The sequence below is a fragment of the Candidatus Hydrogenedentota bacterium genome (genome assembly GCA_018005585.1).
In the GTDB taxonomy this organism is placed as follows: Bacteria; Hydrogenedentota; Hydrogenedentia; order Hydrogenedentales; family JAGMZX01; genus JAGMZX01.
This window is the reverse complement of the sequence record JAGMZX010000209.1, coordinates 1-7,553: the sequence shown is the minus strand read 5'-3', so window position 1 is coordinate 7,553 and position 7,553 is coordinate 1. Positions and strand designations below refer to the sequence as shown.

General features: G+C 66.6%; 5 protein-coding genes. 1 reads left to right on the top strand and 4 read right to left on the bottom strand.

The features are described 5' to 3' along the window. Nucleotides 1-330 precede the first annotated feature (330 nt). Nucleotides 331-1,605, top strand: coding sequence for a Gfo/Idh/MocA family oxidoreductase (locus KA184_22110; protein ID MBP8132284.1), 1,275 nt, complete (start codon nt 331-333; stop codon nt 1,603-1,605). Nucleotides 1,606-1,622: 17 nt separating this feature from the next. Here the strand turns inward: KA184_22110 and KA184_22105 are convergent, their stop codons facing one another. From KA184_22105 to KA184_22090, 4 genes are all read right to left on the bottom strand, one after another. Then, nucleotides 1,623-3,002: a sigma-54-dependent Fis family transcriptional regulator gene (locus KA184_22105; protein ID MBP8132283.1), complete on the bottom strand. Its 1,380-nt coding sequence runs from the start codon at nt 3,000-3,002 to the stop codon at nt 1,623-1,625. Between the two features lie 6 nt (nt 3,003-3,008). After that, nucleotides 3,009-4,169, bottom strand: a complete 1,161-nt coding sequence (locus tag KA184_22100; protein MBP8132282.1) for a PAS domain S-box protein — start codon at nt 4,167-4,169, stop codon at nt 3,009-3,011. A gap of 12 nt (nt 4,170-4,181) precedes the next feature. Continuing rightward, nucleotides 4,182-4,622: a hypothetical protein gene (locus KA184_22095; GenBank protein MBP8132281.1), complete on the bottom strand. Its 441-nt coding sequence runs from the start codon at nt 4,620-4,622 to the stop codon at nt 4,182-4,184. Nucleotides 4,623-4,628: 6 nt separating this feature from the next. After that, the coding region (locus tag KA184_22090; protein MBP8132280.1) for a tetratricopeptide repeat protein at nt 4,629-7,553 on the bottom strand (2,925 nt) is incomplete at its 5' end.

Sequence of the window (7,553 nt, the reverse complement as noted above, 5' to 3'; positions counted from 1 at the left end):
CGCGGGAAAGACGAAGAGGGGAGAGCGCGGGAATGACCGGTTTGTTTTGTGTGCTGGGTTCCCGCTTGCGCGGGAAAGACGCAAGGGGGAGTCGCCGGAGCGGCGAGTGAACCGCGCAGCAGGCAGGTCGTGCCGGTATGAGTGTCTTTTTGACACCTCGATCCGGACGGGGCTAGAGTGCGCTGCGTTCCGCAAAGCGCAAGAACTCAATAGAATTGGGAGGAAACCATGAGTGAATCCTGGACCTTGACCCGCCGCGCTTTTCTTGCTGCAACCACGACCACAGTGGCGGCCGCCGCTTTCGGGAGCGGCTGCGCAACCACGCCGCGCGTGAATGCCGCGCGGGTCGTTCCGCGCAAGCATTCGCCGAACGAGAAGCTGAACATCGCGGGAATCGGCGTGGGCGGCATGGGCCACGGCGATATCATGGGCTGCACCAGCGAGAATATCGTTGCGGTGTGCGACGTGGATTGGAGAAACGCAGCCGGAGCGTTTAATGACCTGCCCAACGCGAAGAAGTACAAAGACTATCGCAAGATGCTTGACGAAATGGGCGACCAGATTGATGCGTGCACCGTGTCGACGCCCGACCACACGCATGCCCCTGCCGCCTATTACGCCATGATGCTTGGGAAGCACGTCCGCGTGCAGAAGCCGCTTACGCACACCATAGCCGAGGCGCGGTTGCTGCGCCGGACGGCGGAAGAACGCGGCCTGATCACCGCGATGGGCAATCAGGGCAATTGTTACGACGAATTGCGGGAACTGTGCGAAATGATTTGGTCGGGCGTGATCGGCCAGGTCACGGAGGCGCATACGTGGACCGACCGGCCCATCTGGCCGCAAGGCATCGCCGAGCCCTTGCCCGGCCAACCCGTGCCCGACACGATGGACTGGGACCTATGGACAGGCGCGGCGCCGTTCCGCCCGTACAACGAGGGCTACGCGCCGTTCAAGTGGCGCGGCTGGTGGGATTTCGGCTGCGGCGCCATCGGCGACATGGCCTGCCACGTAATGAACGCGGCCTTTCGGTCACTGCGGCTGATGGACGCGCCCGTGTTCACGTGCGAGGTGGTGATGCAGGAGGGTATGACCGCGCAGACGCCGCCGCTCAAGTCGGTCATCAAGTACACGTTCCCGGCCCGGGCCGGCATGGGCCCGCTCGACCTGTACTGGCACGACGGCGGGCTGATGCCGGCGCATCCCGAGGGCGTGTCCGCGGACGAACCCCTGGGCGAGAAGGGCAACGGTTCGCTCTTTATCGGCACGGACGGCGCGATAACCTGCGGCTGCAACGGCGAGAATTCGCGGCTTTTGCCCGCGGCGCGCATGAACGATTACACGCGGCCCGCGGCAGTCATCCCGCGCATTCCGAATGAAGACTCGTATCAGCACTGGATTTACGGCATCAAGTCGGGCGAGCAGGTGTCGTCGCATTTCTCCTATGCCGCGCCGCTCACCGAGATCGCGAACATGGGCAACGTCGCCCTGCTCGCAAGATCGAAGATCGAATATGACTGCGCGCAGGGCGTGATCGCGAACAACAGCGCCGCGAACGCGCTGCTGACGAAAGAATACCGCAAGGGGTGGGAATTGCCCTGCTGAGCGAAAAGACAGACGGGCTACTCCGTTTCCTCCGCGTCCTGCGCGAGCCGGTATTCTTTCAGCTTGTTGCGCAGAGTCCGCACGGAGATGCCGAGCATCTCCGCCGCGCGGGTGCGGTTCCCGGCGCAGTGTTCGAGCGTCACGAGAATCAACTGCTTCTCGATGCCGGCGACCGTCGTGCCCGGGGTCACCCCTGACGCATCGTTCCCGTTTGCGGCGGCCTGCACGCCGCTGAGCCGGACCTGCTCCGGCGGCAGCGGCGCATCGTCCGCCGCGAGCACCACGGCGCTTTCCACGGCGTTCTGCAATTCGCGCACATTGCCCGGCCAATCGTATTCGAGCAGGCGTTTGCGTGTTGCCGGCGCAAAGCCGCGCACCCGGCGCCCGTTCTCGCGGCAGAACCGCTCGAGGAAGTGGTCCATCAATGCGGGAAGGTCCTCTTTGCGTTCGCGGAGCGGCGGCAAGTAGATGGAAACCACGTTGAGCCGGTAGAAGAGGTCTTCTCGCAGTTTGCCGAGGCGGACGGCCTGTTCGAGGTCGCGGTTGGACGTGGCGACGATGCGGGTGTCCACCTGAATCGGGATATTGCCGCCGACGCGCTCGAATTCGCGTTCCTGCAGGGCGCGCAGCAGTTTCGGCTGGAGGTCCACGGGGATTTCACTAATCTCGTCGAGCATTAGCGTGCCCGTGTCCGCGAGTTCGAAGCGCCCGATCTTCCGGTCGTGCGCGCCGGTGAACGCGCCCTTTTCGTGGCCAAACAGCTCGCTTTCGAGGATACCCGCGCTCAACGCGGCGCAATTGACCTTGATGAACGGCCTGTCGCGGCGGCTCCCCGCGAAATGGATGGCGCGCGCGGCCAGCTCCTTGCCGGTGCCGGTCTCGCCGCGGATGAACACGGTGGCGCGGCTGTCCGCCACCTTGCGGATCTGCTCGTAGACGACACGCATGGCGGGGCTGTCGCCGATCATGGCGCCGAAATCATAGCGCGCATCGATCTCGTCGCGGAGGTAGCGGTTTTCCCGCGCGATGCGCGCGCGCTCGAGGCAGCGCTCGACCGCCACCTCGATTGCGTCGGGCGTGAATGGCTTCAGCAGGTAATCCGCGGCGCCTTCCTTCAGCGCGGCCACGGCGCTTTCGATCGTGCCGTAGGCGGTCATGACGATCACCGGGGTGTCCGGGCTGACAGCCCTCGCGCGACGCAGCAGTTCGAGGCCGTCCATGGGCGCCATCTTGAGGTCCGTGATCGCGACGTCGTATATCGTCGCTTCCATCCGCGCAAGCGCGTCCGGGCCGTTTGCGACGGCGTCGGCGGCGTGTCCGGCGCGGACCATCGCCTCTTCCACGTATTCGCGCATGAGCGCGTCGTCATCCACAACGAGAATGCGGTATCTGGACATACGTTCCTATTCCGCGCGGGGCAGCATGACCGACACGGCGGTGCCGCGCCCGGGTTCGCTTGCCGCGTCGATGGCGCCGCCGTGCGCCTCGACGATCTTGAGCGACACGGCGAGACCGAGCCCCGTCCCTTTTTCCTTGGTGGTATAGAACGGCGAAAACATGCGCTCGCGCTGCTCGCGCGTCATGCCGCAGCCGGTGTCTTCGACGACCACCGTGACAAAGCGCTCGTCCGCCTCCGCGTACACGCGGGTCTCGCCCGCGTCCTCGATGCTTTGCACGGCGTTCAGCAGGATGTTGAGAAAGACCTGCCGCAGCCTCTCCGGGTCGCCCAGAATCTTCAACGCGGGGTCGACGGCATTCCTGAGGATGATGCCCTTCGGTTCCGTTTCGACAAACGCGATCGCGGCGTCCACGATTTCGGCGCAAGAGGCGGGCCGCAGGCGCAAGGCCACGGGCCGTGTGTACTCGAGCAGTTCATTCACGACCTTGTCGAGGCTTTCCGCGCCGGCGATGATCTTCTCGACGAGACGCCGGCGCGCGTCGTCGCGGGCGAGGTCGCGCGCGAGGAGCGCGGCGAAGCCGCGTATGCCGCCGAGAGGATTGCGGATTTCGTGGGCGACCGAAGCGGCCATCTCGCCGATGGCGGCGAGGCGGTCGACCTGGCGCATCTGCTCGCGCAGCGCGATGATCTCGCTCAGGTCTTGAAACGTTTTCGCGTAGCCGAGGCGCCGGCGCCGGCGGTCGGACACGGGCGAATTCCGTTCGTTCACGGGCACGAGCCGCCCGCTTTTCGCGCGCAGGTGCGTGACGCCCGGAATCGCGGGCTGCAGGAAATCGCGGCCGAACGCCTCGGTGAAGCCGCGGCCGATCATTTCCTCGGGGGCGTAGCCGAGAATGACGGCGGCGGCGCGGTTGAAGTGCGTGATCACGTTCGCGGCGTCAACGGCGACGAATCCGTCCGAAATGCTCTCGAGCAGATTACTGAGGTACTCCGTGGTGAACTCAAGCCGCCGGTTTTTTTCCGCAAGTTCCCTGTCGAGGTTCTGCACGCGCTCCTGCAAGCGGCGGTAGGCCTCTTCCATCGTCGAGGTCGCCTGCGTGAAGGCGGTCATCGCCTGGGCAAGCGCGGCGAGGTCGCCGGCGTTATGGTGGTCGTGAGGCGTCATGCGTTTCTCAGGTCAGGCCTTCTTGTCCAGGCAGCCCGGTTCCTCGTCGCCGCCCGGGCGATACCGCTGCACCGCGTGTTTGTTCCGGCGCAGCGCCCCGTACGCTTCCTGCAAATCTTCAAGCCGTTCGCCCGCGGCCGCCGCGGCCTCCTGGTAGCGCCGCGTCAGCTTCGCGATCAGTTCCTCGACGTGGTTGGCCAGTGCCCGCACGGCTTCACGGTCCGCGTCGTTAATGTCGTCCACGCGGCGCCATTCGTGCAGCAGCGCTTCACATTCTCGCGTATACTGCGCCGTGATTGCCGCGTCGTGCGCGTGACGTTCGGCAAGCTCGTCCAACTCCGCCTCTTCGAGCCGGTCCTCGATACGCTCAAGCTCGCCCAGCGTTTTCTCGAGCCAGGCGGCCTGATGTTCGAGGTGCTGCTTCACGCGCGCCACGAGGTCTTCGCTTGCCACGGCGGCTTACCCCTCTCCGCCGCCCGCGGCGGCGGGCGCGCCGCGCAGGCGCTGTTCGACGCGCGCGTACTCGGCTTTCAGCGCCGCCTCGGCCGCCCATGACGCGCCGGTTTGCGCAATCTCCTCGAGCAGGATGAGACCCGCGTCGAAATCATGTAACGCCAGCAGCGCACTGGCGTGCTGGAATTTGGCCCAATCCAGGTTGCGCTGGGTCTCCTTGTCGAAACCGCCCGGGCCGGCTTCCAGGTCCTCGACCAGTGCGTAGGCGTTCGCGGCCTCGCGCGCGTCCCCAATCTGCAGCAGATGGTCGCCCCAGGCCACGATGGCTTGAACCAGCCATGGCGCATCCACCGGGTTCGCGCGCGCGTGCCCGTCGAGTTCCATGACTACGCGGCGCGCGGCGGCGCGGCGGTCCGTTCGCAAATACGCGCGCAGCAGCGCCACGTCGCCTTCCGGTTTGCGCGCGTCGGGGTAATTCAGAGCGGCGGTTTCGAGTTTCTCGACCGCGCGCGGCGGGTCGGCGTCCACGAGCGCGGCGCCTTCCGCCGCGAGCAACGCGTAGGCCGTTTCGTTCGTCAGCCGTGCGAGGTCGACCCGGCCGGATATCTGGCGGCCCAAATCCGTGGCGCCGGCGCGAAAGAGGTCCAGAGCGGCCCGGGCAAGCATCTCCGGTTCCTCCGATGCGCCCGCAAGCTGTTGGGCGAGTTCGACCACGCGCTGACGCAGTCCGAGGTCCTGGTAGATGCCGGTGAGCGTGGACACAGCCGACAGGTAGTGCGGCGTGCCCGCCGTGGTGGTTACGAGGCTTTCCAGCCGGTCCACCGCCTCGGTGGGCCGGCCCAGTTCATACAGGACCGCCGCGCCCGAGATTCCGCCCGCGACGGCCTGTGGCGTGCGGGGATAGCTCGTGCGCAGGCGCTCGTATGCCGCAAACGCTTCCTCGAGGCGGTCTGCCGTGTGGAAATGACGCCCCGCCGCGATGAGCAAGGTCGGGTCGCCCGCGCCCGCATCGTCCGCCGCGACGAGCATTTCCGCGGCGGGGCCGGGCCGTCCCGCGAGGCCGAGCAGTTCGCCCGCGTTCGCGAGCACTGCGGGGTTATCATGGAACCGCGTGGCCGATTGGAGCGCCAATTGGACCGCTTCGTCGCGCCTGCCGAGCGCGTCAAGCACCTGACTCAGCTCGACAAACGCGTGCGGCGTGACTTCGTTCTGCGGAAAGAAGTTGATGAGGTCGTTGAGCGCGTTGCGCGCCTCCTCCAAACGGCCAAAAGCGCGATACGCCCGCGCGAGCTGGAGATAGACGCGGTCATTGCCCGCGGTGGTAGTCGCGGTGCGCAGGCGAGATTCCAGATAACGGATAGCCGCTTCATAATCGCCTTGATGGAGCGCCATTTCGCCCAGCCGCTGGTAGGCCTGCGCGCCCATTGCGGTTGTTGGGGCTTCCTGCGCCGTGCGCGCGTACAAGCTGCGCGCTTCGTCCGTCATGCCCGCGAGCGCGTAGGCGTCCGCGATCAGCAGGCTCGCTTCGCCGGCATGGGCGGATTCCGGGAACTGCTGGAGGAAACGGCGCGCGAGGTCGACGCTGTCGCGTGCGCGCTTGCGCGCAAGCGCGATGCGAGCGGCGTTGAACAGCGCGGTGTCGGCGTTGGGGGCCGCGGGATAGTACGAGACTATTTGCTCATAGACGGCCTGGGCCGACGACAGGTCTTTGAGGCGCTCGTGCAGTCCGGCTTTCCAGCTCAGGGCCTCCGGCGCCTTCGGATGCGTGCGCGCACCTTCCACCGTGCGCTCGATTTCCGTAATGACGGCGTCTGCGTCAGCTTGCGGCGCATCGGGCTGCAACGCGCGATACCGCGCCTCCAGACGCAAGTAAGCCGCGTCGGTGCGCATGGGGCCCGGCGCCGCCGCCGCGAGTGCTTCGTCCATCAGTTGCACGACCTCGCCGTATTCCCCCGCGGCAAACCGCTCGCGCGCGCGAAAGAGAATTTCCTCGATGGCCCGGGAGGTCACCGGCGCGCGCAACGCCGCAAGGTCGGGCAGCTGCTCCTGATGCCGGTACAAATAGGTGAATGTGGCCGCGGTGGCGGTCCACGCAACAAGCAACGAAACGGCAAGCCGCGGAAATTGCCGGCGCAGCCACGGCCCGAACGTGCGCCGCGTGCGCGCGGGACCTGGAGCAGTCCTTGACGGGGCCGGTTCCGGCCCGGTTGCCGGGGGGGGCGGCGGCGGTTCCTCCGTAATCGGGGGCGGCGCCTCGGCGTGCGGTTCCGGCGGACGCGGCCTCTGCTTGTCCTGCTGCAAGGCCTGTTCGATCAGGTTGTCCAGGTCTGCCTGGGACAGCAAACCTTTTTCCTCCGCGCCCGCCGCCGGTTGCTCAGGCAGGGGAGGGGGAAAGGCGTTGAAGGCGTTCGCTTCGGAATGCGGGTCAATAATGGCCGCCCCGGAGACGCCCGCGTTCAGTTCCGCGGCGGGCATCTCGCGGCCGTGCGCAGCCGTGGCATCCAAAGCGGCCCCAGCCAGTGTGTCGTCCATACCGGCCTTGTTGAGAGCCTCGTCCTCTTCCGTTCCGGCGATCGGCGTGTCGAGTTCCGCGGCATGCTGCGCCGGCGCGGCCGGTTTCCCGGGCAGTTGCAGCGCGGTCATCTCCGCGATGAGCGCATCCAGCACCTCCTGCGTGACGGGCTCCTCTTTCATGGCCGCGGCCGGGGACAAGCTGTCGTTTGCATCGCGGTCAACGGCGGCAATAAGTGCTTCGATGTCTTCCAAGTGCAGGGCGGCGTCCGGCGTCGTTGTCAGCCGGGACCCGGCAGACCCCGAAACGGGCTCCGCTGCAGGCGTTCGTGCGGATTCGAGCGGGGACGGCTTCGGGTCGCTGAGTGCGGCTATCAGGTCCTGCAATTCATCTGCGCTTAGCGGCGACGTGCGTTCAGG

Coding starts and splice junctions, on each gene's coding strand:
- KA184_22105 (MBP8132283.1), bottom strand. CDS start 3,002: ATGTCCAGATACCGCATTCTCGTTGTGGATGACGACGCGCTCATGCGC.
- KA184_22100 (MBP8132282.1), bottom strand. CDS start 4,169: ATGACGCCTCACGACCACCATAACGCCGGCGACCTCGCCGCGCTTGCC.